General features: G+C 32.5%; 24 protein-coding genes and 1 other RNA gene. 12 read left to right on the top strand and 13 right to left on the bottom strand.

Annotation, left to right across the window (positions count from 1 at the left end; genetic code table 11):
* Positions 1–35: 35 nt before the first annotated feature.
* On the bottom strand, positions 36–2,504 hold the full coding sequence (locus ACSVH2_RS05540; RefSeq protein ID WP_438092266.1) for a TonB-dependent receptor: 2,469 nt from the start codon (positions 2,502–2,504) through the stop codon (positions 36–38).
* A gap of 18 nt (positions 2,505–2,522) precedes the next feature.
* Positions 2,523–4,220, bottom strand: coding sequence for a M23 family metallopeptidase (locus ACSVH2_RS05535; protein ID WP_438092147.1), 1,698 nt, complete (start codon positions 4,218–4,220; stop codon positions 2,523–2,525).
* Positions 4,221–4,404: 184 nt separating this feature from the next.
* Between ACSVH2_RS05535 and ACSVH2_RS05530 the strand changes: the two genes are divergently transcribed.
* The 4 genes from ACSVH2_RS05530 (at position 4,405) to rny (ending at position 6,766) form a co-directional block, all read left to right on the top strand.
* Entirely contained in the window at positions 4,405–4,695 is a 291-nt protein-coding gene (locus ACSVH2_RS05530) for a hypothetical protein (protein ID WP_438092146.1), read from the top strand.
* Positions 4,696–4,699: 4 nt separating this feature from the next.
* Positions 4,700–4,996: a cell division protein ZapA gene (locus ACSVH2_RS05525; RefSeq protein WP_438092145.1), complete on the top strand. Its 297-nt coding sequence runs from the start codon at positions 4,700–4,702 to the stop codon at positions 4,994–4,996.
* Positions 4,997–5,047: 51 nt separating this feature from the next.
* A non-coding RNA gene (ssrS, locus tag ACSVH2_RS05520) (6S RNA) lies at positions 5,048–5,154 on the top strand.
* Positions 5,155–5,203: 49 nt separating this feature from the next.
* Positions 5,204–6,766: a ribonuclease Y gene (rny, locus tag ACSVH2_RS05515; RefSeq protein WP_438092144.1), complete on the top strand. Its 1,563-nt coding sequence runs from the start codon at positions 5,204–5,206 to the stop codon at positions 6,764–6,766.
* Positions 6,767–6,815: 49 nt separating this feature from the next.
* Here rny and ACSVH2_RS05510 read toward each other — a convergent pair whose 3' ends face one another.
* The 6 genes from ACSVH2_RS05510 to ACSVH2_RS05485 all read right to left on the bottom strand — a co-directional run bounded on the left by ACSVH2_RS05510 (position 6,816) and on the right by ACSVH2_RS05485 (position 11,178).
* A complete protein-coding gene (locus ACSVH2_RS05510) occupies positions 6,816–7,211 on the bottom strand; it encodes a response regulator (RefSeq protein ID WP_438092143.1) in 396 nt (131 codons plus the stop codon).
* A 67-nt stretch (positions 7,212–7,278) separates the two neighbouring features.
* The gene (xerD, locus tag ACSVH2_RS05505) at positions 7,279–8,178 is read right to left on the bottom strand and encodes a site-specific tyrosine recombinase XerD (RefSeq protein ID WP_438092142.1); all 900 of its coding nucleotides are present in this window, start codon (positions 8,176–8,178) and stop codon (positions 7,279–7,281) included.
* An 82-nt stretch (positions 8,179–8,260) separates the two neighbouring features.
* Positions 8,261–8,902, bottom strand: a complete 642-nt coding sequence (locus ACSVH2_RS05500; RefSeq protein ID WP_438092141.1) for a porin family protein — start codon at positions 8,900–8,902, stop codon at positions 8,261–8,263.
* Positions 8,903–9,086: 184 nt separating this feature from the next.
* Positions 9,087–9,710, bottom strand: a complete 624-nt coding sequence (locus ACSVH2_RS05495) for a porin family protein (protein ID WP_438092140.1) — start codon at positions 9,708–9,710, stop codon at positions 9,087–9,089.
* Between the two features lie 120 nt (positions 9,711–9,830).
* Positions 9,831–10,376, bottom strand: a complete 546-nt coding sequence (locus tag ACSVH2_RS05490; RefSeq protein ID WP_438092139.1) for a porin family protein — start codon at positions 10,374–10,376, stop codon at positions 9,831–9,833.
* 202 nt (positions 10,377–10,578) lie between these two features.
* A complete protein-coding gene (locus ACSVH2_RS05485) occupies positions 10,579–11,178 on the bottom strand; it encodes an outer membrane beta-barrel protein (protein WP_438092138.1) in 600 nt (199 codons plus the stop codon).
* A gap of 277 nt (positions 11,179–11,455) precedes the next feature.
* On the opposite strand from ACSVH2_RS05485, the gene aroQ reads away from it, so the two are divergent.
* From aroQ to ACSVH2_RS05470, 3 genes are all read left to right on the top strand, one after another.
* Positions 11,456–11,869: a type II 3-dehydroquinate dehydratase gene (aroQ, locus tag ACSVH2_RS05480; RefSeq protein ID WP_438092137.1), complete on the top strand. Its 414-nt coding sequence runs from the start codon at positions 11,456–11,458 to the stop codon at positions 11,867–11,869.
* 190 nt (positions 11,870–12,059) lie between these two features.
* Entirely contained in the window at positions 12,060–12,431 is a 372-nt protein-coding gene (locus ACSVH2_RS05475; protein ID WP_438092136.1) for a GxxExxY protein, read from the top strand.
* A gap of 238 nt (positions 12,432–12,669) precedes the next feature.
* Entirely contained in the window at positions 12,670–15,144 is a 2,475-nt protein-coding gene (locus ACSVH2_RS05470; RefSeq protein WP_438092135.1) for a DUF5686 and carboxypeptidase regulatory-like domain-containing protein, read from the top strand.
* A gap of 393 nt (positions 15,145–15,537) precedes the next feature.
* On the opposite strand, the gene ACSVH2_RS05465 is transcribed toward ACSVH2_RS05470, so the two are convergent.
* The 5 genes from ACSVH2_RS05465 to ACSVH2_RS05445 all read right to left on the bottom strand — a co-directional run bounded on the left by ACSVH2_RS05465 (position 15,538) and on the right by ACSVH2_RS05445 (position 20,026).
* On the bottom strand, positions 15,538–16,305 hold the full coding sequence (locus tag ACSVH2_RS05465) for a sulfite exporter TauE/SafE family protein (RefSeq protein WP_438092134.1): 768 nt from the start codon (positions 16,303–16,305) through the stop codon (positions 15,538–15,540).
* A 107-nt stretch (positions 16,306–16,412) separates the two neighbouring features.
* On the bottom strand, positions 16,413–17,723 hold the full coding sequence (gene murA / locus ACSVH2_RS05460; protein WP_438092133.1) for a UDP-N-acetylglucosamine 1-carboxyvinyltransferase: 1,311 nt from the start codon (positions 17,721–17,723) through the stop codon (positions 16,413–16,415).
* A 138-nt stretch (positions 17,724–17,861) separates the two neighbouring features.
* Positions 17,862–18,569: a DUF4290 domain-containing protein gene (locus ACSVH2_RS05455; RefSeq protein WP_438092132.1), complete on the bottom strand. Its 708-nt coding sequence runs from the start codon at positions 18,567–18,569 to the stop codon at positions 17,862–17,864.
* On the bottom strand, positions 18,569–18,853 hold the full coding sequence (locus ACSVH2_RS05450) for a DUF493 family protein (protein ID WP_438092131.1): 285 nt from the start codon (positions 18,851–18,853) through the stop codon (positions 18,569–18,571). The genes ACSVH2_RS05455 and ACSVH2_RS05450 overlap by 1 nt, the downstream gene beginning before the upstream one ends.
* Before the next feature lie 156 nt (positions 18,854–19,009).
* Positions 19,010–20,026: a fibrobacter succinogenes major paralogous domain-containing protein gene (locus ACSVH2_RS05445; protein ID WP_438092130.1), complete on the bottom strand. Its 1,017-nt coding sequence runs from the start codon at positions 20,024–20,026 to the stop codon at positions 19,010–19,012.
* 219 nt (positions 20,027–20,245) lie between these two features.
* Here ACSVH2_RS05445 and ACSVH2_RS05440 point away from each other — a divergent pair, with 219 nt between their 5' ends.
* The 5 genes from ACSVH2_RS05440 (at position 20,246) to fmt (ending at position 24,633) form a co-directional block, all read left to right on the top strand.
* The gene (locus ACSVH2_RS05440) at positions 20,246–20,473 is read left to right on the top strand and encodes a DUF433 domain-containing protein (RefSeq protein WP_438092129.1); all 228 of its coding nucleotides are present in this window, start codon (positions 20,246–20,248) and stop codon (positions 20,471–20,473) included.
* Entirely contained in the window at positions 20,473–20,844 is a 372-nt protein-coding gene (locus ACSVH2_RS05435; RefSeq protein ID WP_438092128.1) for a DUF5615 family PIN-like protein, read from the top strand. Before ACSVH2_RS05440 ends, ACSVH2_RS05435 begins: the two co-directional genes overlap by 1 nt.
* 264 nt (positions 20,845–21,108) lie before the next feature.
* Positions 21,109–21,645 (top strand): AAA family ATPase, encoded by a 537-nt coding sequence (locus tag ACSVH2_RS05430; RefSeq protein WP_438092127.1) that lies wholly within the window; start codon positions 21,109–21,111, stop codon positions 21,643–21,645.
* Between the two features lie 122 nt (positions 21,646–21,767).
* Positions 21,768–23,660 carry a RecQ family ATP-dependent DNA helicase gene (locus ACSVH2_RS05425; protein ID WP_438092126.1) on the top strand — a complete coding sequence of 631 codons (1,893 nt, stop codon included), beginning with the start codon at positions 21,768–21,770 and terminating at the stop codon, positions 23,658–23,660.
* 25 nt (positions 23,661–23,685) lie between these two features.
* Positions 23,686–24,633, top strand: coding sequence for a methionyl-tRNA formyltransferase (gene fmt, locus ACSVH2_RS05420; RefSeq protein WP_438092125.1), 948 nt, complete (start codon positions 23,686–23,688; stop codon positions 24,631–24,633).
* The last annotated feature ends 20 nt before the right edge of the window (positions 24,634–24,653 follow it).

The following is a 24,653-nucleotide window of genomic DNA, read 5'->3' as shown; positions in this document are numbered from 1 at the left end:
CTGATTATTAGACAATCAAAAATAGTGAATAATTTCTACAATTTGGCAGAGAATTTAATATTGAAAACACGTGTAGTCATATAATTTGGAATGGCATACTGATTTTTAGTATAAACATCACGAACCCAAGTATTGGTAATCGCATTTTGGTTGTTAAACAAATTGAAAATTTCAAAACCAAGTGACAAATCTTGGAATTTTTTTAACCAATGGCCATCGGGTCTTTCGTTATTTTTTTCGGTAAACACATACGAAAACCCAACATCAGCACGACGATAATCTCGCAAACGATTTTGATATTCATAAGCATCAGCATAGGATGGTGAACCGCCAGGCAAACCGGTGTTGTATACCAAATTCAAATACAATTTCATATTAGGCAAATTGGGCATGTAGTCTTGAAACAAAATTCCAAATTTTAATCTTTGATCTGTAGGACGAGCAATATATCCTCTGTCATTTTGGTTCTCTTCGGTTTTCATATAACCAAAACTCAACCATGATTCGGTTCCAGGAACGAATTCACCATTCAATCTCATATCAAATCCATAGGCATAAGCTACCGCTTCATTATTGGCTCGGTATCGAATTCTAACGTTTTCTAAGGTATAAGTATTGACATCGGACATGTTTTTATAATAGGCTTCTGAAACCAATTTGAACGGACGATTATTCATTTTAAAATTATAATCGTTACTCAATACAAAATGCACAGACTGTTGTGCTTTTACATTTGGATTTACAACGCCATCCATATCTCTCAATTCACGATAAAAAGGCGGTTGATGATAAAAACCAAGAGACAATCTAAACAACATGTCTTTATCCCAATCGGGTTTTAACGCGAATTGTGCTCTCGGACTAAAAACCGTTTGTGCTTTGCCACCAGAAATTCCTTCTCCAGAAACTATCCAATTATGAAAACGAGCACCAGCTGTTACCCAAAATTGACTATTGCCAAGAGAAGTTTTGGTATTCCATTGTGCAAAACCTGAAAATCTATTGATGTCAACAAAGTTGGTAGCTCTGACATTTTGGTATGGAGCCAAAGGTCCAGTGTAAGGCGTATAAGGTTGGTCATTAGGAAAATCTATAATAGGAGGATTTATAGAAAACCCAGCCGAATCGATTACTTCCCACTCCACTAATCTGTCTCTGATATTTTCGCGAGTATATTTAAAACCCCAGTCGATTTGGTGTTTTTTGTTGTTGATAAAATGTGTTCCTTTAACTTCGGCATTAATAATTAAAGCATCCAAATCATTTCGTGCATGATTTAATTGTGTTCCAATACCACGATTGAAAACCACATTCCCTAAATTTTCTGAACCAATGTTAGTATCAACTTCTCCCAAAAAATAAGCGGCAAAAATATCAAAATACTCTTGTTCCTGAGTGTGATAAACAGAAGCAATAAGTTTATATGTGTTATTTTCGTTTGCTACAAATGAGGTTTTAAAAGCACCAAAAAGGGTTTGATATTGATCATTTTCCTGACCTTCATAAAAAACTTGCAATGCAATTGGCTCATCAATAGTACCAAAATTGGTTTGTCTTGTTAACGGTTGATAATTATATATATTTTGAGCAGCATTCCCTAAAAAACTAAACTGCCATTTTTCATTTGGGTTAAAATTCACAATGGTTTGAACATCAGCAAATGTCGGTCTGTAATTAGTTTGAGTTTCCTGACTGTTAACTAAAAGCGAGTTGTCACGATAACGAACACCTGTAATATTTGACCATTTTTTGTTTTTAGAAATCATATCTGCAGTGATACTTCCTCCAAGAAAACTGGCTTCTGCAGCAAGTCCAAATTTGGTTGGTTTGCGATAGGTAATATCCAAAACCGATGATAATTTATCTCCATATTTAGCTTGAAATCCACCAGCAGAAAAGTCAACATTTTGTACCATATCTGTATTGGTAAAACTCAATCCTTCTTGTTGTCCAGAACGAATTAAAAACGGACGATAGACTTCAATTTCATTAACATAAACTAAATTTTCATCATAATTTCCACCACGAACAGCATATTGTGTACTCAATTCACTATTAGAATTTACGCCAGCAAAAGTCTTTAAAACACTCTCAATTCCAGCATTGGCACTAGGATTTTTTCGAATTACTTCGGGTTGAATAGTGGTAATTCCTTGCACTCTTTTTTTGTTATTGGTTATAACAACGTCGTTCAACTGTTCCGCTTTGTCATTCATTACCACATTGAATTCAAAATTTTCTCCTGGTTTGAGTTGTATAGTAGCTGTAATACTTTTTAAAGAAACATGAGTAAAAACCAACACTATCCGTTGATTAGCAGGAACCGTTAATTCATAAAATCCATCAGCATTTGTTGTTGCCGTTTTTGTTTGATAGCTCACGTTGACGTTTTCGACTGGAATATTATTTTCATCTAAAACAATACCAGCAACTTTGGCGGTTTGGGTTTGTGCAAAAGCAATACTACTAAGCGTAAAAAAAAGGAGCGTAAAAAAGTATTTAATTGTTCTCAAATTATAGAATTAAGGTTTTTGACTTCTAAAAAATTGTGTTTCAAAGATAGTAGAATTTCCAACATTATCAGTGATGACTACTTTTAAATCGTTTTTCCCTTCGGCCACAATGCCATCAGCAAAACGATGAATGAGTTTTTTTGTTTTAGATTCATATTCTAATAAAATCCATTTGCCATTCAAATAGCCATCATAACTTTTAATGCCCGATAAATCATCAGAGATTGTAAATTGCAATTCATTTTGTGCACTAATCCATTTGCCATCAATGTTTTTATCAATCTTTATCTTTGGCCCTATTGTATCTTTAAACAGCTTGTAATCACCTAAATATTTGGTGTAAATAGTAAACGAATTTTTAAATCTTTTAGTATTGTAGAAATAGATTTTTTTATCACTCACCGAACCAATAAACATTTTCTCTCTGTCTTTTTCTGATGATAGACTGTCTTCAAATGTAATTTGAAAATTGCTGAATGCGGGAACACTATCATCGTGAAGTTTTAAAACTCCCTGTTTTACCTCAAAATTCAATTTAAAATCCTCCAAGAAAGTATTCGCAGGAATAGTTACTGTCACATTTTCCAGAGCAAAAATATTATCCTTTTTGGCTTTGACTACATACTTTGCCTGTGTTGGCTCTTCATAAACTCTTGCTGTACGTGGAGAATATTCAATAGGGATGAAAATTTTGGTTATATTTTCTTGATAATCAGATACCTCAATTCTGTAAATCTGGGTTAAATCAGGTTTTAGTGTTATTGTACCGTTATCGCTATCTGAATTTAGTATGCTTAATGGGTATGGATTTGTCATGAACAATTTTTGTACACGTTGCCCTGATTCTTTATATCGTTTATAGTCAATTAGAGCATTTACATATCGGGTTTCGTCAAAAGAAAAAGTGTCAAATTGATATTTAAAAGATGTTTTTCCATTTAAAAAAGTTTGTACTTTAAAAATACCATTGGCATTCCAAGAAACATTGTCAAAATCAATTGCAGTGATTCCAAAACCAATTTTGCCTGTAGCATGTATTTTTTCAGCAATATAACTTCCATCTGGTTGAAGCGATAAATTGATAGAAAATGGTCTTTTAGATTGATTTATAATAGCGTTTTTATCTAAAGGATATACCCATAAACTGCTAATTATTGGACGCTTTTCATCAATAATAACTGAATCAAAACCAAAATACATTGGGTTAATAATTTTTTCCGATTGTGTATCTCGAAATTCAAAATGCAAATGTGGTCCATCTGAACCACCAGTATTTCCAGAAATGGCTATGACATCTCCTTTTTTAACCAATAAATCAGTAGGTTTTAAATACACATCGATTTCAAATGATTTTGCCAAGTATTGTTCCTTTTTTATCCATTTTTCAATTTCTCCATAACCCGATTGCAAATGTCCATAAACAGTTGTAAAACCATTTGGATGAGTAATATATATTGCTTTTCCATAACCCGAAACTGAAATTTTTATCCGTGAAACATAACCATCAGCTGCTGCATAAACATTAAATCCTTCGATTTTTTGGGTTTTGAAATCAAATCCCGAATGAAAATGATTGGGTCTTAACTCTCCAAAATTCCCTGAAAGTTGTAACGGAATATCTAAAGGTGAACGAAAGTAATCCTTTGGATATTGGTTTTGACCAAGCACAAAAAAAGGGAATAAAAAAATTAAATAGAATTTATACATAACTCTTGTTTGTGCTAAGTTAATGAAAGTGAGTAAAAAATTACAATAAAAAATTCATATATAACTCATTAAAATTCAATTTAATATAAAGAGAAGATAAAACAAGAATAAATAATTGACAAAAAAATTGCGAAAACAAAATAGAATCCTAACTTTGTAAAGTAAGTAATGAACAAAATATTTCATGAGTGAAATTGCAGAAATAATTAATTCTCTTGAAGATAGGATAGAAAAACTTTTTATAAAAATAGACAGTTTAGAAAAAAATTCTATTTCAATAACATCAGAATTAGAGAAAGCTGCAACAATAATAAAAAAACAAGCTGACGAAATTGCAAAATTAAAATCAGATTGTGACTCACTTAAAATGGCTAATTCATTATTAGGCGGTGAAGAAAATAAAAGAGATACAAAGCTTAAAATAAATTCATTAATTCGAGAGATAGATTACTGTATTGCTCAGTTATCAGACTAAAAATATGGATGAAAAGCTTAAAATAAAATTATCAATTGCAGACAGAGTTTATCCGTTAACGGTAGAAATGTCTCAAGAAGAAGGTCTGCGAAGTGCTTCAAAGAAGATTGATGCTATGATTAAGCAATTCGAAGAAAACTATGCTGTTCGAGACAAGCAAGATGTGTTAGCCATGTGTGCTTTACAGTTTGCTTCTCAAGTAGAACAAAAGCAAGTGAATAATGCCATAGACGGTTCTGAAACTCTGCAAAGATTGAAAAAAATTAATGATTTATTATTCGAGTATCTCGAAAAAAAATAACGTTCTTAACATAGAATTACAACACTGCCTACATTAGATTTTAATTGGTAAACTCAACACTAACAAATTAGAATGAGCAAATCGTCGTTACTAAAGCATGCCACTATATCGTGGAAACTTGACCAACGAGTTAGCTCAAAACTTGTCTTTTCGAGTTTATGCATTCACCTAATGTAGGCTTTTTTTATATATAAACACAAACAAAAAATGGAAATTACATTTATAATAATTGCGTTAATCGCAGGAGTTGGTGGAGGTTTTGGAATAGCAAAATTCTTAGAGAAAAGCAACATCTCCAACATGGTTAAAAATGCAAAAAAGGAAGCTGCCTCTATTTTAAGAGATGCAAACCTTGAAGCAGAAAACATCAAAAAAGACAAATTACTTCAGGCAAAAGAAAAGTTTTTAGAACTAAAATCAGAGCATGAAAAAGAGATTTTAAACAAAGACAAAAGAGTTGCTGAAGTAGAAAAGAGAACTCGAGATAAAGAGTCTCAAGTTTCAAATGAATTGGCAAAAGCCAAAAAAGTAAACGACGATTTTGAAGCCAAAACAGCAGAATACAATGCTAAAATTGAATTATTAGATAAAAAACAACAAGAGCTTGAAAGATTACACAAAAGTCAAGTAGAGCAATTGGAGGTTATATCTGGTCTTTCTGCAGAAGACGCAAGAGAACAATTGGTGGAAAGCTTAAAAGCAGAAGCTAAGACAAAAGCCATGTCGCATATTCAAGACACCATTGAAGAAGCAAAACTTACTGCTCAACAAGAAGCCAAGAAAGTAATTATCAACACTATTCAACGTGTTGGAACAGAAGAAGCAGTTGAGAATTGTGTTTCTGTTTTCAATATTGAATCTGATGATGTGAAAGGTAGAATTATTGGTCGTGAAGGAAGAAACATTCGTGCACTTGAAGCTGCTACTGGAGTTGAAATTATTGTAGATGATACGCCAGAAGCCATTATTCTATCCTGTTTTGATCCAGTGAGAAGAGAAATAGCTCGTCTTTCATTACACAAATTAGTAACTGATGGACGTATTCATCCGGCACGAATTGAAGAAGTTGTTGCCAAAACAACCAAACAAATTGATGACGAAATCATCGAAGTTGGAAAACGTACTGTTATCGATTTAGGAATTCACGGGTTACATCCTGAATTAATAAAAGTAGTAGGAAGAATGAAATACCGTTCTTCATACGGACAAAACTTACTACAACACTCACGAGAAGTTTCAAAACTTTGTGGAATCATGGCAGCCGAATTAGGACTAAATGTAAAACTTGCCAAACGTGCTGGTTTACTACATGATATTGGAAAAGTGCCTGATACTGAAAGTGATTTACCACACGCATTATTAGGAATGCAATGGGCTGAAAAATTTGGGGAAAAAGAAGAAGTTTGTAACGCTATTGGAGCACACCACGATGAAATTGAAATGAAATATTTAATTTCTCCAATTATTCAGGTTTGTGATGCGATTTCTGGAGCAAGACCTGGAGCAAGACGTCAAGTTTTAGACTCATACATTCAACGATTAAAAGATTTAGAGAATATTGCTTTTGGATTTAATGGCGTTAAAAATGCCTATGCCATTCAAGCGGGACGTGAACTTCGTGTGATAGTTGAAAGCGAAAAAGTAAGCGATGAATTAGCTTCAAGTTTATCTTTTGAGATTTCTCAAAAAATACAAACCGAAATGACGTATCCTGGTCAAGTAAAAATTACAGTAATCAGGGAAACACGTGCGGTGAATATTGCTAAGTAAATTAGGTAAATATTAAAAAGTAAATAGGCGACCAAATGGTCGCCTATTTTTATATAGCAAATATTGATTTTATGGCGTCACTAGTCATTGGTTTCAAATAGTAATTTGTGATTTCCTCTTCAAATTCTTTGGCTCTATTTCTATCCATCGAGTTATCAGAAGAACTAATAATATAGATGCTGATTTCTTTTTTAATATATTCTTTTATCTTTTTATATTCTTCTAAAAACTGCCATCCGTCTAAAACAGGCATGTTAATATCTAGCAAAATCAAATCGGGTGGATTTTCTCCTTTATCTAATTTATCCTTAATTCCGTCTATCGCTTCAAGTCCATTTTCAAAAAAAAACGGGCTTACTTCAATATTATTACTTGACAATAACTTTTTGATTAGAAAGTGATAAATTTTATCATCATCTACGACAAATACATTGTTAAATTTCATTTTTAAAATAGATTTGGGAGTTTTATCATTTTTTTGACTGGACAAAAATAATTAAAAAATCGACTAACTACTCTTTTCTCGGATGAAATGTATGTAATATTTGTGTTAAATGTTTTCTGTCTAAATGAACATAGATTTCGGTAGTTGTGATTGACTCATGTCCAAGCATCATTTGAATAGAGCGCAAATCGGCACCATTTTCTAATAAATGAGTTGCAAAAGAATGTCGCAAAGTATGCGGACTAATATTTTTTGATAAATTGATTTTTACGGCTAATGTTTTAATTATAGTAAAAATCATAGCACGCGTTAACTGTTTCCCTCTTCTATTCAAGAATAATGTATCCTCAAAACCCTTAACAATATTTAAATGTGTTCTAATGTTATTTTTATAAAGCTCAATGTATTTTTGGGTAGATTTTGCTACAGGAACAAATCGCTGTTTATTCCCTTTTCCGGTAATTTTTATAAATCCTTCATCAAAAAACAAATCCGAAATTTTTAGTGTTATCAATTCGGTAACACGAAGACCACAACTGTAGAGCGTTTCTAAAATGGCTCTGTTGCGTTCTCCTTCATCTGTTGACAAATCGATAGCGGAAATCAAATTATCAATATCATCAACGGAAAGCGTGTCAGGTAGTTTTCTACCAATCTTTGGCGCTTCTATTAGTTCCATGGGATTATCGTTTCGGTAATCTTCAAAAATCAAATAGGAAAAGAAACTTTTCAACCCAGAGATAATTCGGGCTTGAGAACGAGCATTGACTTCTTTGGAAACCGAATAAATAAATTGTTGAATGGTTTCTTCATTTATTTTTTCGGGCGAAATGGTAATAGCATTTTCATTTAAAAAATGACACAATCGCTCTAAATCGAATGTATAATTATCAATAGTATTCTTTGATAAACCTCGTTCAATTTTTAAATAGGATTGAAAACTCTTGATATAATTGTTCCAGTTCATATTGTAAAGAAACGAAATGTTTGGGTATAAAAAAACCTCTCAACATGGAGAGGTTTTATAATCGTAAATTCTCCAAACCAAATTAGAATTTATAACCTAATGACAATTGAATTACAGAATTTTTATCAAAATAATAAAAATCAGAAACATCAGATAATCCTAGATTATAACGCAGTCCTAAGGATATTTTATCATTAAAATCATACCCAGCACCAAAGTTTATTCCATAATCAAAAGCATTAAAATCATCCTTAATATCAACTTCACCTGACTCAGATATTGGTTCACCTAGTAAAGTTCCAGAATAATCAAATTCATTTTTTGCACTTAATAGAAATCCGATTTGTGGCCCAGCTTCCAAACTAAACTTACTACTTACATAATATTTTGCCATAACTGGGAGATTCAGGTAAGCTAACTTATAATTAGATTCTCCTGATATAATATAACCACTTAGAGCGTCTGACCCTTGATACTTTGCGCCTTGTGTTGAGTACAACAATTCAGGTTGTAAAGTAAATTTTTTACTTAATTTATACTCCATAAATCCTCCAATATGGAAACCTACTTTCATAGTTAAATCTTCACTAGCTGTGAGATTTGCAAAATTAACTCCAGCTTTTACACCAAATTTAATTACATCGTTTCCACTTGTTTCTTTTTCTTGTCCATTTGCAAAAGAAACTACCAATACAGTAGCAATAGTTAAAATAACTTTATTCATTTTGTTTAATTTTTAATTTATTCAAAAATATAAGATTATATTGATAAGTAAGACGCAATCAAATTTATTAACACAACAATAACACTTCCATTATAATCCTACTTATTTTAAAGTAATTATCATTTCTAAAATAAGTTCAATAAAAAAAATATCAAAAAAAAACCTCTCAGCTGAGAGGTTTTTGTTATTTAAACTTATATCCTAAAGATATGGCAAATACATTGTTCTTAATCTCCGTATTGTCTCCTGCTTCAGTTTCAGCTATATTGGTTAAACCAAAATTATACCGAACGTTTGCCGATAATTCTTTAGTAAAATAATATCCAGCTCCAATACCTAAACCAAAATCTACCGATTTAAAAAAATCTTTTACATCTTGTTCATTAGAACCAAAACCGGAAACTTCAACATTTAATTTTGCAGAAGTTAAAAATCCAACTTGAGGTCCAGCTTCGAGGAAAAACTTACTTTCTGGATAGTATTTAATCATCAAAGGAATATTAATATAAGAGAACTTGAATGTGTTACTTGTATTATATAATGTTCCTTCAACATCTACTAATTGATCAAATTTTGCTCCTTGTTGTGAATACAAAAGTTCTGGTTGAAAAGAAACTTTCTTGTTCAACATAATTTCCATAAATCCACCAACATGAAAACTAGTAAACGATTTTGTGTCTGGTGATCCATCTCCAGAAACAGAGATATTGGCAATATTCAAACCTCCTTTTAATCCAAAGGCTGGCTTTTGTGCGGTTGCTAAATTAACGAACGATAAAAAAGCAACTAATAAAAAAATTCTTTTCATTATATAATATTTTTAGTTATTAATATGATGTAAATGTACTACTTTTTAGTTTAATATATATTTCAAAAACATAAAAAAACCACGCCAATGGCGTGGTTTAAACAATATAACAATTTTTGATTAGAATCTGTATCCTAAACCAATGTTAAATGATGTAGTCTTAGCATCTGTTCCATCAATATCAGAAACATTTGATAAACCTAAGTTATATCTAGCATCGAAAAATAATCCAGAAGATAATTCATATCCAGCTCCAAATCCTAAACGGAAATCAGTTGATTTAGTAAAATCTTTAACTTGACCACCACCAGCTACAAACGCAACTTCTGGACCAGCTTGAATATTGAAACCTTCAGCTACATAAAATTTAGCCATTACTGGAATTCTGATGAAATCTAAATTTCCTTCATCTTCTCCGTTACCTTCCATAGAATACAAAAGTTCTGGTTGAACGTGGAATTTTTCAGAAACAGCAAAATCAACAAGACCACCAATGTAGAAACTTGATCTTGCAGATCCTCCGTCAAAATCTCCGGTAAAATTAGAGCTTAGATAACCAGCTTTAACACCGAATTTCATTCCAGAGTCTCCTCCGCTTTTTGCGTCTTGCGCATTTGCAAAACTTACAGCTAATACAGCTGCCATAGTTAAAATGATTTTTTTCATGTTTGTTTAATTTAAGATTAATAAGAACAAATTTATAATTTTCAGTTCCAAACGACCAAATCAACCAAGTCAGTTATCAACAAAATTATTAACAATTGTTTAATTTTATCAACAATATTATGGTGATTAAGTATTCAAACGATGCAATAAGTCAAAAAAAACCTCTCCAATTGGAAAGGTTTTTGAAATCGTAAAGATTAAATTACCATTTGTATAGTAATCCAAATTGTGGTTGAGCGAAGATGTTGTTAAACAAATTCACGTTCACAGTTAAATCACTTGAATTATCGCCATTTTCTGGATTTGCATTATTATAAGCTAAAATGTTAGCTAATTCAAAAGTTGCAGCCCAGTGATTTGTGAAGAAATAATTCATTCCTAAATCAATATTTGCATTGAATGCACTATCCGTAGTTTTATCAAACCCGTTTGGCTCATTTGTTAAAGCAGAATACCCTAAACCAAATTCACCGTAAGCTTGGAAAGCTTTGTCAGAACCTAAAGATAAAAAGTAATAACGTACAAAAGCACCTACTCCAAAAACACCAGATTTGTCTTCTGTGAAATTATCAGTTGCTCCAGCAAAAGCTAAGAAACCTCCTAAACCAACTTTGTCATTAATCATATATCCCATTTTTGGAGTAAATGACCAACTGTCTTCAACGTCTCCAGATCTAAAGCTGAAAGCGCCTTCAACCCACTTATCACCTTTGCTGAAACCTTTTGTTTCTGTTGTAGCATCTTGTGCGTTAGCAAAACCAAATGCAAATACCGCAGCTACTGTTAAAATAATTTTTTTCATGTTTGTTAATTTTAAAATTAGTATACCACAAATTTATAAGTATTATAATGTAGGGTTTCTCTAGGTATATTGCAGTTATTAACAAAATTGTTAACAATTTCAAAGGATAACAAACTGTAATGCATACTATTAAACACTTTCAATTCAAATAAAAAAATAGTATTCACCCAATTATTGGGAAATTTTGTCATCAAAAAAATTTGTTTCCATACTATTTTAGCAACACAACCGCCTAATTAATATTGATTTTTAATACTTTTACGAAAAACAACTTGTTATGAATATCATCATCATTAATGGACCAAACCTTAATTTACTCGGTAAAAGAGAACCTGAGATTTATGGCAATACTACATTTGAAATGTTTTTGGAAGATTTAAAAAGTAAATATCCTTTGATAAATTTGAGCTATTTCCAAAGCAATATTGAAGGAGAACTTATTGATAAAATTCAAGAAGTCGGGTTTACTTTTGATGGAATAATACTTAATGCAGCTGCATATACTCATACATCTATAGGAATTGGTGATGCTGTAAAAGCCATTACAACTCCTGTTATTGAAGTGCACATTTCCAATACCTTTTCTAGAGAAACATTTCGTCATCAATCCTTTATTTCGCCGAATGCTAAAGGAATCATCATTGGTTTTGGTTTGAAAAGTTATGAATTGGCATTACAATCTTTTCTTTAGTTTCACAAAGAGATGAGAAAATTACACAGAAATACAAGGAGAAAAATGAGATGCACTGAGAAAATTTAGTAAGTAATACATCTCAGTGAATCTCAAAAAAAGAAAAACAAAAAGAAACTCTGTGAATCTCTGTGAAATTATTTTTGTTACACAGAGACGCACAGAGAAAAAATAGAGATACACGGAGATTATGGAAATAAATGATTTAACTTCAAAAATAATAGGATTAGCGATTGAAGTACATAGACATCTTGGTCCAGGGTTATTAGAGTCTGCTTATAAAGAATGTTTGTTTTATGAAATTAAGAAACAAGATATTCATGTTGAATGCGAGAAAGCATTGCCATTAGTTTATAAAGAAATTAGGCTTGAGCAAGGATACAGAATTGATTTGTTAATTGAAAACAAACTAGTAATCGAATTAAAAACAGTTGAAAATTTTACTGATGTTCATTTTGCTCAAATATTAACTTATATGAAACTTGGAAATTATTCAACAGGATTATTGATAAATTTTAACACTAAAATGCTAAAACAAGGAATAAAAAGGTTTAAAATATAATCTTTGTTAGATTATTTTGTTACACAGAGATACACGGAGAAAAAAAGAGATACACATGAAAAATTTAAAACTTTGTGAAACTCAAAAATAATTTCACAGAGACACACGGAGAAAAATAGAGATACACGAAGTTTTCTTTATCTCTGTGAAACTCAAAAAAAAAAAAAACTCTGTGAATCTCTGTGTAACAAAAATTTCCATAGACACACAAATAAAAATCTCTGTGTAACAAAAAACTATGAAAAAAATTACTTCACTCCTATTTCTATTTTTATCCTGTTATTCATTTTCTCAAATCAAAGGAACGGTTACTGATAGTAATGGTAAACCAATTCCTTTGGTAAACATTTTTGAAGAGAATACCTATACTGGGACAACCACCAATGACCAAGGAAAATACATTTTGAATATAAGAACAGCAGGAACACATAAAATTATTTTTCAATTTTTAGGATATAAAACATCCAGAGAAATAGTTGATATTACTAATGCCATAGTTGTTTTAGATGTGGTTTTGCAAGAAGAAAACATTGCCTTAAATGAGGTTGTTATCAATCCAAAAGACAATCCTGCCAACGAAATTATCCGCAAAGCCATTGCCAATAAAAAAGAGAATTCCGAAAAAACAGCACGCTACAAAGCTGATTTTTATTCGAGAGGAATTTTTAGAATTAAAGATGCTCCAAAAACAATTTTAGGCCAAAAGTTTGATTTTTTTGATGAAGTATTAGATTCTACAAGAAGTGGAATTCTTTATCTATCAGAAACCGTTTCGAAAATCACTTTCCAAAAGCCCGATAAAATGAAAGAAGTTATATTGGCTTCAAAAGTGAGTGGCAATGATAATGGTTTTAGTTTTAATAATGCAGATTCTGCCAATTTTGATATTTATGAAAACTATCTTCCTTTTGAGATTAATGTTGTTTCTCCTATTGCCGATAATGCTTTTAGTTATTATAAATACAAATTTGAAGGTTCCTTTTTTACCGAAAATCGGCAACAGATTAACAAAATAAAAGTAATTCCGCGTCGTGACTCTGAACCCGTAATGGAAGGTTACATTTATATAGAAGATGAAACCTACTCTGTTTACGCTATAGATTTAACTATCAAAGGCAAACAAATGCAATCTCCTGCTATTGATATGCTGACTTTAAAACAAAGTTTTAGTTATAATTCCAACAATAAAATTTGGGTAAAAAACACCCAAACCATAGATTTTGTAGCAGGTTTACTGAGTATAAAACTTAACGGACGGTTTACGTATGTGTATTCTAATTTTGAATTCCCCAACCAATTTGAAAAGAAAACGTTTTCCCGTGAAGTTTTGAAGTTTGAAGAGAACGCCAATAAAAAAGACAATGAATTTTGGAATACTATTCGCCCAGTTCCTTTAACAGAGGAGGAAACAACCGATTATTTGAAAAAAGATGTCTTGCAAACCAAAAAGAAATCCAAACCATATTTAGACTCTATCGACAACAAGAAAAACAAATTCAAATTCATGGATATTTTGATGGGATACAGTTATAAAAATTCCTTTAAAAAATGGTCACTAGACTATGATAGCCCACTGATGTCAACCACATTTAACACCGTACAAGGATGGAAATTAAATGCCGGTTTATCCTATACCAAAAGAGACGAAGAAAAAAGAACGTACACTAGAATTGGTTCGCGATTTGACTATGGTTTTTCAGAAAACAAACTAAGAGCAACTGCTAGTTTCACTCATAAATTCAACAACAATAATAACAGCACCGTAACCGTGAATGGTGGAAGTTCCATCAATCAATTCAATGGAAGCAACCCTATTTCAAATGTGGTGAACATGGTGAGTACGTTATTTTTCGAAAACAATTTCATGAAATTGTATGAAAAGAATTTTGCTTCCGCTTTTTATGGAAGAGAAGTGCTCAATGGTTTATATATGAACGTAAATGCAGAATATGCCGAACGAAAACCACTCTACAATACAACGGATTACACCATAATTCAAAGCGATGATTTATATACTTCCAACAATCCTTTGGACCCAACTAATGAAACTACTGCAGCCATTGAAAAACACAATTTAGTTAAAGCCAATATCCTGATGCGTTTTAACTTTGGTCAAAAATATTGGACAAGACCCGACGGAAAATTCAATATCCCAAATGATGATTATCCTACTTTGACTTTTGGTTATGAAAAAACATTTGCTGCCACAGCCAAAAATTATGAATACGATTTGATTATGGGAAGAGTGAATTATGATGTAACGCTTGGTAACAAAGGTTTACTTCAAATGAATATCAAAGCAGGAAAGTTTTTTAATGGAGAGAACATCTCGTTTGTAGATTACAAACATTTCAATGGAAATCAAACCCATATTGGACAAAGTGATAGTTACACCAATGTATTTAATTTTCTGCCTTATTACACAGCCAGTACTAATGACAGCTACTTTGAAACCCATATCGAACACAATGACAAAGGCTATTTAATGAATAAAATTCCGTTGTTGAAATATTTACAATCACAGTTGGTTCTTGGATTTCACAATCTTGCCATACCAGAACGAAAACCCTATCAAGAGTTTACAGTAGGATTGGACAACTTAGGTTTTGGAAAATATAGATTTTTTCGAGTAGATTATATTCGCTCCTATCAAAACGGCTATCAAGGTGATGGCGTAATCTTTGGACTGAAATTTTTGAATGTTTTTGAATAATTTACTATATCCTACGCTCGTAGGGTATAGGTCTACAAACTATTTTACTACATGCTACGTTCGTAGGGTATAGGTCTACAAACTAGTTTACTATATGCTACGCTCGTAGGGTATATATCTACAAGTTGTTGGATGGCATACCCTCATCAGGGGATATATATCTACAAGTTGTTGGATGGCATTCCCTCATCAGGGAGTATATGTCTACAAGTTGTTGGATGGCATTACTTCATCAGGGGATATATGTCTACAAGTTGTTGGATGGCATTCCCTCATCATGGAGTATATATCTACAAGTTGTTGGATGGCATTCCCTCATCAGGGAGTATATGTCTACAAGTTGTTGGATGGCATTCCCTCATCAGGGAGTATATGTCTACAAATTTTTTACTATTACTTCAAAAACACATCATACCCAAATCGGATTAAAGTTAAAACAACGACAAAAAGAAAAAAGATTCTAATGAATTCGTTTCCTTTTTTGATAGCCAGCTTTGCTCCTATCCAACCACCAACTGCATTGCAAACGGCCATTGGAATAGCAATTGCCCAAATGATTTTTCCTTTTAAAATAAACAGACAAATGGAGCCAAAATTAGTTGCCAAGTTCACCATTTTGGCATTAGCCGAAGCATGAAGAAAATCAAATCCTAGCACAGAAACAAAAGCCAATACTAGAAAACTACCTGTTCCTGGACCAATAAATCCATCATAAAAACCAATGCAAACACTCATGGAAACAGCTAATAAAAGTTGTCTTTTAACAGAATGTTCTTTGGCTTGATGTATTCCAAAATCTTTTTTGGTAAAGGTGTAAATAGCAATCAAAATCAAAACCACTAACAGCAACGGTTTCATAAAATCGTTATGTACCAATGTCAATAAATTAGACCCTAAAAAAGCAGAAACAAAAGCTACAATTGCCATGATGGAAAGCAATTTCCAATTCATTTGCACCTTTTTTAAATACTGATACGCTGCAAAGCTAGTGCCACTAAACGCTGGGATTTTCAAGGAACCAATGATATTGGCTACCGCTAAATTGGGCAACAAAATCATTGCTACAGGCGTTTGTATCAAACCGCCACCGCCAACAATAGCATCCACAAATCCTGCGAGGAAAGCGGCAATACAAAGCAAAATGATGATGTAAGTTTCCATAAATAGTAAAAAATACTAAAACTAAAAAACCATTAAGGTATTAAGTTTCATTAAGTCGTTCTTAATTCTCTTAATACCTTAATGGTTTAAAATAAAATTCTATCGGTTTATAATCTAACGATATTAGCTCCAAGCGCACGAAGTCTTTCGTCAATACGTTCGTAACCTCTATCAATTTGCTCAATATTTTGAATAGTTGAAGTTCCTTTGGCAGAAAGTGCAGCAATCAATAATGAAATTCCGGCACGAATATCAGGCGAAGACATTACCGTTGCTTTTAATTGCGATTTGAAATCATGTCCCATCACTACAGCTCTGTGTGGATCACACAACATAATTTTGGCTCCCATATCAATCAATTTATCCACAAAGAACAAACGGCTTTCAAACATTTTTTGGTGTATCAACACATCACCATTGGCTTGTGTAGCTACAACCAAAATAATACTCAATAAATCGGGTGTAAAACCTGGCCATGGTGCATCAGCAATGGTCAAAATTGAACCGTCAATATCGGTTTTCACGGTATATCCTTTAGTATGAGCAGGAATATAAATATCGTCTCCTTTTTTCTCTAAAGTAATTCCCAATTTTCTAAACACACTTGGAATTACACCAAGATTTTCCCAAGACACATTTTTAATAGTGATTTCGCTTCTTGTCATTGCCGCTAAGCCAATCCAAGAACCGATTTCAATCATATCAGGAAGAATTCTATGTTCGCAACCACCAAGACTTTCAACACCTTCAATAGTCAATAAATTAGAACCAACTCCAGTGATTTTGGCACCCATAGAGTTCAACATTTTACACAATTGTTGCAAATAAGGTTCGCAAGCCGCATTGTAAACCGTTGTAATTCCTTCGGCAAGAACGGCAGCCATAACTATATTAGCCGTTCCTGTAACAGAAGCTTCATCAAGTAGCATATGCGCACCTTTCAATCTGCCTTTGTTTTCTACACCATAAAAATGATCTTCTCTTTCGTAACGGAATTTTGCTCCCAAATTAATGAAACCTTCAAAATGGGTATCCAAACGACGACGACCAATTTTATCCCCACCAGGTTTTGGAATATATCCTTTACCAAAACGAGCTAACAATGGACCAACAATCATTATAGAACCTCTTAAACTGCCACCTTCTTTTTTGAACGCTTCGGTTTCAAGATAACCCACATTCACTTCATCTGCTTGAAAAGTTATAGAACCTGGTCCGTTTTTTTGGATTTTAACACCTAAGTTACCTAAAAGTGTTATTAATTTATTGACATCAATGATATCAGGAATATTATTGATTGTTACTTTTTCAGGAGTTAATAGTACTGCACATAATATTTGTAATGCTTCGTTTTTGGCTCCTTGTGGTGTTACATCACCTTTTAGTTGGATGCCTCCTTCAATTTTAAAAGTTCCCATGTTTTTATTGGTTATCGGTTGTCAATTATCAGTTATCGGTTATCAGTTATAGGTATTATAAGTTTTCGGTTAGTCAACAAAACGGACATTATTCAACTATTTACAAATAACATTCAACCGATAACTGCCAACTGACAACTATTTTGAATTATTATTTTTTATAAAAGGTTTTTTGCCAATTTTATTGCTTTTAATCTTAGCATTTTGAGGAGGCATATTTTTATTAGACATTTTTTTATTGGTACGCATTAAATCATTGGTGTTCAATAATTCCTCCGTACTTCCTAATAAATTGAGTTTACCATCGGATAATTCATAGAGATGTTCAAAAATCACGATATCGGTTACGGTATCTTTATTCCAACTCAAATACGATTTTTTCATGTGGTTGGCAATCACTTTGACCAAGGCATTTTTCATTTCGCCATCTTCCCAACTGTTGGCAACGTTTATCATGTACTTGATATTATTGCCATAAAAACGATATTTTGGATTTTTTTGAGGATAAGCTAATCGCTCAGGTTTCAAAAAGATAACATCTTTTGTTGGAATTGGATAAGGAGAATCTACATCCAATTTGAAATCAGACATTATAAAAAGCTGATCCCACAACTTGTGTTGAAAATCAAGCACATCACGCAAATGAGGGTTCAAACTACCCATGACTTGAATGATATATTTTGCTGCTTTATTGCGCTCTACTCTGTCTTCAATTTCTGTTGCTTGAGAAATTAATTTCTGTAAATGGCGTCCATATTCTGGAATAATTAAATGCGGTCTTTCTGCATTATATTCCATGTGATGCACCACATCGTTAGCGTTTTCTTTACTATATTTTTCAGCCATCATAATGATATTATTCCTTCAATATTTGATACTTCAATGTATTTTTCAACCACGCTTTCAGGACTATCCATCATGACATTAATTGATACACTAGTATATTTTCCAGTTTTGGATTGTGTAGTTTGGATTACAGCGCCTATATTATCAAAAGCATTTTCTACTTCTTCAATTTTTTTGGGGTCTGTAGGTATAATAAATTTATATAAATATTCCCCTGGCCATGTTGACGTATTGTTCAACTCTTCACGCAATCTGTTATAAAATTCTTCGGTCTTCTTATCCATTTAAAATAAAATAAAAGCAAATATACAGTATTGGTTTTAGATTTTTGGATGGGAATGCATGATTTAGAAAAAATCTCTTTTCAACTTTCAAAAAAGGAATAAAAAAAGCCCTAATGTTTATAATTAGAGCTTTTAAATATTCTTGAAAAAATAGTATTAATTCTTTACACAACGTACAGAAATAGCGGCTTTGCTTCTAATAGAGCTTCTTGTTAGCGAGTTGGTAAGACTTATATTTACACTATAGGCAGTATTTGTGCTTGACGAAGTAGTGCTCCACCAGTAGGCAACTTCACCTATATTTTTAAATGGTTCCCCAGCCGGAGTGTAGGTAGTTGTTAAATAACTATATCCACCAGGAAGCGCACTAAAACCTGATTGATTTGTAGCCACTGCCGCTGCGGGAGACCATAATGCTCCAGCGTCTCTCATTTTAGAACCAGCAACACTAGTGCCTCCTAAAAAAGTAGTTAATGATGTCCATTCTTGATCAGTAGGAATATGCCAACCAGTAGGAGCTAAACCTCTTGGGTCATTAACGGCATACCAATTGTATAATTTTCCATATACAGTTCCGTTGGCAGTATCATTGGCATAGTAGCACCAAGCTCCAGTGGTTAAATTGTCCCATTGAGTCAAATCTGTTACTTGTGGTATAACATCGCCATTTCTATATTTACTCACATTTAGATTTTTTTTCATCCACTGCTTTGAATTGATAATAATAGTTGGATAAGAATTTCCATCAACATCAGTAACAGAGCTCGCATCTGAATATACCTGGCTCAAAGTAGTAAATGTAATTTGATCACCATAAAATGTACCATCAGAAGTCGTTCCATAAGCTCTTACATAGTAAGTGGTGTTTTGAGAAAGAGGTGATAGATTACTTGAAAAATTTTCATTGGGTGCATAATAGTTTGTAGCTGTTGTATGAGTACCACTAATAGTTGGGTTTGGTGATAAACCATAGCATATACCATAAACGGAAACCTCGTTTTCAAATGCCCGGTTAAATCTTCCAATAACATTGGCTGATTGATGACCTAAATTTGTGACGGAGTTTGTTTCTACTTTAAATATATTTTCTGGATTGACAACATTTGTATCATCATTACTGCTACAACTATAAAACAGAACAGAAATGATCGTGAAGATTAGAATTTTTTTCATAAAAATAACATTTGTACAAATAAAAAAAAAAAAAAGGAAAAAATGAAGTTTTTGTTTAGAAATGATTGAAATTTTTTCTGTAATTACTAATAGAGTAATTTTGATTTGAAATGTTATTAAAATAAAAACTATCTGTAAACAGAAAATCAAGAAAAACAGCTAACTTTTTTTAATTGTAATTCATAAAAAATGTAAATTTGAATTTAAAATTATTGTATTATGAACTTACTTGAAAGAATTACAATAGACCCAAATGTTGTTCATGGTAAACCCGCAATACGAGGAATGCGATGGACAGTCGAAATGATTATTGATTTACTTGGTTCTGGAATGTCAAGCCAAGAAATTTTAGAAGACCATCCCGAACTCGAAAAGGAAGACATTTTGGCCAGTCTTAAATTTGCCAAAATGTATTTGTCAGGACAATCCATTCAAAGTATTAATTGATGAAATTTCTTTGTGATGTCCATATTTCATTCAAACTGGTGAATTTCTTGAGCTCAAAAGGTTTTGAATGTATTCATGTTAATGCTATTTTAAATAAATGGTTCACAGAAGATCAATTGATTGCAAAATATGCTGATGAAAATGATTGTATTTTAATTACAAAAGATGCAGATTTCAGAGATAGTTACTTCATAAAAAATACTCCAAAAAAATTAGTTAAAATTAATTTAGGGAACATCTCAAACATCGACTTGATAAAAATAATTGAAACAAACCTAGATAAAATAGAAACGTTAAATTGTAATGAGAATTTCATAATAGAAATTGATGTTGACAATTCGACTTTTTCTTCCATGAAAGTTATCGTTTAAATCATTTTTTATCAAAGTTCATAGTAAAAACCATGTCTTCAGATATTTGCAAAGCTGGTTAAAAACTGTGAAATCCGTTTAATCCGTAACAAAAAAACCTAGCGAACTTAGCGAAAACCTTTGCGATCTTGGCGGTTAAAAAAATTGCATTTAAGTAAGGGTTTTGCAGTTGAAGTAAGTGTTTTTCGTTCCTGTAAAATAAAACGCAAAACACTTCTCATATTCTAATTTGTTTCAATAAATTTGCGCCTCATTTCAATAAACTTGAAAAAAGAACTCATAGTCATTACTGGTGGTCCAGGAACAGGAAAAACCACAATAATCGATGCACTCATCGAGCAAGGCTATGCGTGTTTCCCCGAAATTTCACGTCAAATCACACTTGAAGCCAAAAAACAAGGCATCGAACAATTGTTTCTCGAAAGACCACTTCTATTTAGCGAATTGTTACTAGAAGGAAGAAAAAAACAACACCAACAAGCTACTAGCGACCATGCCGAAATTGTTTTCCTTGACAGAGGAATTCCAGATATTTTGGCATACATGCACTACATTGGCGATAGTTATCCTGCTTTTTTTGACCATGCCAGTAAAGAACATAGCTACTCAAAAGTATTTGTTCTTCCACCTTGGGAAGATATCTATGAGAGTGATGAAGCGCGTTATGAAAACTTTGAACAAGCCAAACTAATCTTCGAACATCTAAAAGAAACCTATCAACACTATGGTTATGAACTAATCGAAGTGCCAAGAGGAACGGTAGAAGAACGTATCCAATTTATTTTAAATCAGCTATTTTAAAAAATTGCGGGTTGCGGATTTCGAGTTCCAAGTTTCGAGTTTCATTCTTTTTTCTATTTTCTCTTCTCTTTCCTCTATTTTCATAAAAAATAAGTAGTTTTGATAAACAAACAATCAGCAAATTGAATACTGCAGTAGATATTCTTCAAAAGTATTGGAAACACGACGCTTTTCGTTCGCCGCAGGAAGAAATCATTGCTTCTGTGTTGGAAGGAAAAGACACTTTGGCACTGATGCCAACTGGTGGAGGAAAATCGATTTGTTTTCAAGTGCCAGCTATGATGCAAGAAGGAATTTGCCTGGTCATTTCGCCGTTGATTGCTTTGATGCGTGACCAAGTTCAAAATTTACAAAACAAAGGCATAAAAGCCATTGCATTAACTGGAGGAATTCATCAGGATGAAATAATCGATTTGTTGGATAATTGTCAATTTGGAAACTACAAATTTCTATACCTTTCCCCTGAACGATTGCAAAATGATTGGATTTTGGAACGCATCAAAAATCTACCTATAAATCTCATCGCGATAGACGAAGCACATTGCGTTTCACAATGGGGACATGACTTTCGTCCGGCGTATTTAAAAATTGCAAAGCTCAAAGAATATTTTCCAAAAGTACCATTTCTGGCTTTGACAGCTTCGGCTACACCCAGAGTAAAAGAAGATATTATTCTTCAATTACAACTTGATAATCCTCAAACTTTTTCAAAATCATTTTACCGAGACAATATTGCTTACATGGTTTTTGAAACGGAAGACAAACTAAATTTGCTTCAACAAATACTTCATAAAAATTCGCAATCTTCTATAATTTATGTAACCAATAGAAAAGCATGCTCTGACACTGTTTATCAGTTAGAAAATTTAGGTTTCAAAGCCACTTACTATCATGGTGGTTTGTCCTATAAAGACAAAGAAAACCACATGAAACTTTGGATGGAAGAAAAGGTGCAAGTAATGGTTGCCACTAATGCTTTTGGAATGGGAATAGATAAAGCCAATGTAAAAACCATTATTCATTTGCATTTACCTCAAAACTTAGAAAATTATTACCAAGAATCGGGTCGCGCAGGAAGAAATGGCGATAAAGCTTTTGCCGTTATACTCAATAATCCATCCGATATTTTACATGCCGAAGCACAATTCATCAGTGTTTTACCCGATAAAGCATTTTTGAATTTGGTATTTACTAAACTCTGCAATTATTTTAAGATTGCCTATGGCGAAGGAATTGACGAACAATTTAGTTTTAACCTCAATCAATTTTGTGGAAAATACAATTTTCCGATATTGAAAACCTATAATGCCTTACAGTTTTTGGACCGACAAGGAGTTATTACTTTATCACAAGAATTCTCAGAAAAAATAAGTATTCAATTTATCATTCCTTCCAAAGAAGTTATTCGCTATATGAGTTTAAATCCAAATGATGAGGAAATACTATTGACACTGTTGCGAACCTATCCTGGAATATATGACATGCAAACGCCTTTTAATCCTCAAATTATTGCCAAGAAATCAAACAGTACCGAAAATACAGTACTATCACTTCTCCAAAAATTAAAAGAAAAAGATATCATCGAAATGATTTCCAAAAATAATGATGCTACCATTACCTTCAATGAAATTAGAGAAGACGAACATACCATTAATCGAATATCAAAACATTTAATAGCACAAAACAAATTAAAGGTAGAACAACTACAAGCGGTTTTATATTATTGTAAAGACACCAAAACTTGTAAAAACAAATTGTTGATGCGCTATTTTGGTGAAACCTTAAAAAAAGATTGTGGCATTTGCTCTCATTGTATATCGAAGACAAAAAAGACAACTAAAACCAGTGAGATTTCAGAAAAAATCATCGAATTACTAAAAATACAAGATTTCAATTCTAGAGATATTCAAAAGTTATCAAAATTTCCAAAAGACGATGTTATCTTTGCCCTTCAAAACTTATTAGAAAATGATACCATCAGTATCAAATCAAATAATTTATATTCTTTAAAATAAGAATACTGAACTTTAATCAGCATAAATGGAAAAGCTACGCATAGTCTTCATGGGAACACCGGAATTTGCCGTTGGTATTTTGGACACCATTATAAAAAATAATTACGAGGTTGTTGGTGTTATAACCGCAGCCGATAAACCTGCAGGTCGTGGTCAAAAAATTAAATATTCGGCAGTCAAAGAATATGCATTGGAACATAACCTAAAATTATTACAGCCAACAAACTTAAAAGACGAAAGTTTTCTATCCGAATTAAGAAGTTTAAATGCCAACCTGCAAGTAGTAGTTGCCTTCAGAATGTTGCCCGAATTAGTTTGGCGTATGCCAAAATTGGGAACATTTAATCTTCACGCTTCTTTATTACCAAACTATCGTGGAGCTGCACCTATAAATTGGGCAATTATTAATGGCGAAACCAAAACTGGCGTGACTACCTTTTTTATAGATGACAAGATTGATACAGGTGCGATGATATTGCGAAAAGAAATTGAAATCAGTTCCGATGAAAATGCGGGTGAACTTCATGACCGATTAATGCTATTAGGTAGCGAAGTAGTGACAGATACTTTAGCATTAATCGAAAAAGGAACAGTAACAACAACTACTCAAGTTGACAATGCAGAAATTAAAACAGCCTATAAACTCAATCGTGAAAATTGTAAAGTAGATTGGACTAAATCAGCAACAGAAATTTACAATTTAATTCGTGGATTATCGCCTTATCCTTCGGCTTGGTGCATCATAAAAAATAATGATGACGAATGGAGTGTTAAACTTTATGAAGCTAAAATTATTTCAGAAAAACATGCTTTCAAAATTGGTCAAATTAGTACTTCAAAAAAAGAAATTAAAATAGCGGTTAAAGATGGTTTTATTCAAATTCTAAGTCTTCAACTACCTGGGAAGAAAAAAATGCAAGCTCATGAGCTATTAAACGGAGTGACTTTTTCAGAAAAAGCACAAGCAGAGTAAGGTCTCAAAGCGTTTTATGA

This window comes from Flavobacterium sp. RSB2_4_14 (genome assembly GCF_051547085.1).
In the GTDB taxonomy this organism is placed as follows: Bacteria; Bacteroidota; Bacteroidia; order Flavobacteriales; family Flavobacteriaceae; genus Flavobacterium.
The sequence above is the reverse complement of the archived record's forward strand: the minus strand, read 5'-3'. Positions and strand labels throughout refer to the sequence as shown.